Below are 2,179 nucleotides of genomic sequence, written 5' to 3'. Positions count from 1 at the left end.
GCCGTCCGCGAGGCCCGGCCTCTCGGTGACGGACCGTGAACCGGGAAAGCGCCGACCCACGTACGGAGTGGACCAGATCCGCTCGGGCAGGAGCGCCGCCGGTTCACCCTCACTCGGTTCGGGCACCCTCGCCTCCGTCCGTGTACCGGGCCGGCTCCGAGGGGTCGTGGGCGCTGGAGACGTCCCCCATGCCGCCGTGCGGGCGGGCCGGTTCCCTCGGCCGGGCATGATGGCCGAGCCGCAGCGGCCTGTCCACCTCGGCGATCCACTGACGGTCGGTGGACGAAAACCGGCTCTACACATAAAGAAGAAATAAGCGCACAATAGGGGCAAGTAGCGCTTACCGCACATCGCACCAGAAGCGGTCAGGCCTGCCGAGATCGAAGGAGTCGACTCATGGCCAACGTCTCGCACCCCAGAAACGACATCACGACCCACCCGGACGCCTCCGAGATGCGGGACCGGTACGCCCGCGTGATGGGCGGCCGCGACGTGGCGCTCGTCGACGGACCCGTGTTCCTGCTCGGTCTGTACTGCGCCGTGTCCCCTTGGATCCTCCACTACGCGACGAGTCAGCCCGCCCTGATGACCCACAACCTCGTCATGGGTGTCGCGATCGCCGTGCTGGCACTCGGATTCACCGTCACGCCGGAGAGGATGTACGGCCTGAGCTGGGCCATCTGCGCGATGGGTGTGTGGATGATCATCTCGCCGTGGGTGGTCGGCACCAGCCCGGACACCGGCGTGGTGCTCAACAACATCATCATCGGCGCGCTGGCCGTGGTGCTGGGGGCGGTGTGCGCGTTCACCGCGACGAAGAGCACTTCCCGGGCGTAGGCCCAGCAGTCGCTCCCGGACACCGACGCGTTCGCGGAAAGAGAAGCGGGAAAGGAAGAAGTGGACGACAGCCGCAGGCCGGTCCGCCCGTGCGGGCCGGCCTCACCACGCGCCACCGTGAACCACCGGCGACCACCGCCCGGGTCGGGGTCAGAGTCGTCCCGTGCCGAGTGACCATCTCGGGGCACTTCCCGCGAGACGACAGGTGAGGAAGTACAGCGGGATCGGTGGTGTGTAGGGCGACTCGCCCTCGGGGCGGTGGATCAGACGCGGGCGGGCGGAGCGCGGGCGCCGCAGGGCCCGCGTCCAGGAGGGGTCGGCCAGCCGGGCGCCGATCGCATAACGCGTGGAGGACGGCCAGGTGACGCCTACCTGGGATCCGGACGGGACGATCCACCACCACCGCTCGTCGTCGGCGAAGACGCAGCCGACACGGGGCAGGCAGTCCATGATCCGTTCACCGTGTTCCCGGGAGGTGCCCACGGCGTCGTACCCCAGCCGCGGGGACAGTTCGGCGGGTATCGCCAGGCGTGAGGAGTGCGGGGACGACGGCGCCGCGGACGGTTGTGTGCGCGGTTCGGGGACGAAGGCGTGCCCCCGCGGGTCGGCGGGCGGGGTGTGCGCACGGGGGCCGAGAGCGGTCCCGCACTCCCGTGGGCCGAGGGCGCCGGACTCGCGGGGATCGAGGGTGGCGCCGAACTCCTGTGGATCGAAGGCGGCGCCGAACTCGTGTGGATCGAAGGCGGTGACGTGGTCGCCGAGGTCACGGGCTGGAGTGTGTTCACACAGGTCGGGAGTGTGCTTTCGTTCCATCAGACGGAGATCCTTCGGCCGAGTGGGGGATGGGCCGGGCGGTATTCGTGGTCGGCGGACGGCTGACCGAGGCAGGACTGCCGCTCCGCGACGGCAGAACGGCCCAGACGATGCGGCCGGACCCGTCGGCGGTGTCCCTGACGCCCCAGTCGCTGCTCAGGGCGCCGACCAGGAGGAGCCCTCGACCGCGCTGGTCCTCGGGTCCCGGCTGAAGCCGCGCCGGGAGGGTCCAGCCACGGTGCTGGTCCTCGACCTCGATGTGGAGCGGACCCCGGGCGATATGGAGTCTGCACACGATCCACTCGCTCGCCGTGTGCGTCAGAGCGTTGGTGACGAGTTCGGAGGCCAGCAGGACAGCGTTGTCATGCGTCTCGACATCGATGTCCCACTCACTCAGCAGGTCACCCACATGTCTTCGGGCCACCCCTACTGACGCGGGCGCCGCGCGCAGGGCGAACACTCCGGCCCGGTGGGGGTATTCGTCCCCCGGCAGTCGGTCCAAAGGCTGGGGGAGGGAGGGCGGGGTCAT

At 69.9% G+C, this 2,179-nt stretch carries 3 protein-coding genes; 1 reads left to right on the top strand and 2 read right to left on the bottom strand.

Going from position 1 to position 2,179, the window contains the following annotated elements; genetic code table 11:
• Window positions 1–396 precede the first annotated feature (396 nt).
• A complete protein-coding gene (locus tag ABZV34_RS38730) occupies window positions 397–837 on the top strand; it encodes an SPW repeat protein (protein ID WP_356287776.1) in 441 nt (146 codons plus the stop codon).
• 150 nt (window positions 838–987) lie between these two features.
• On the opposite strand, the gene ABZV34_RS38725 is transcribed toward ABZV34_RS38730, so the two are convergent.
• Both ABZV34_RS38725 and ABZV34_RS38720 read right to left on the bottom strand, forming a co-directional pair.
• A complete protein-coding gene (locus ABZV34_RS38725) occupies window positions 988–1,650 on the bottom strand; it encodes a hypothetical protein (RefSeq protein ID WP_356287773.1) in 663 nt (220 codons plus the stop codon).
• On the bottom strand, window positions 1,619–2,179 hold a 561-nt coding region (locus ABZV34_RS38720; RefSeq protein WP_356287770.1), incomplete at its 5' end, for an ATP-binding protein. The genes ABZV34_RS38725 and ABZV34_RS38720, both read right to left, overlap by 32 nt.

It is taken from the genome of Streptomyces sp. NPDC005195 (assembly GCF_040608315.1).
GTDB lineage: Bacteria > Actinomycetota > Actinomycetes > Streptomycetales > Streptomycetaceae > Streptomyces > Streptomyces kaempferi.
The sequence above is the reverse complement of the archived record's forward strand: the minus strand, read 5'-3'. Positions and strand labels throughout refer to the sequence as shown.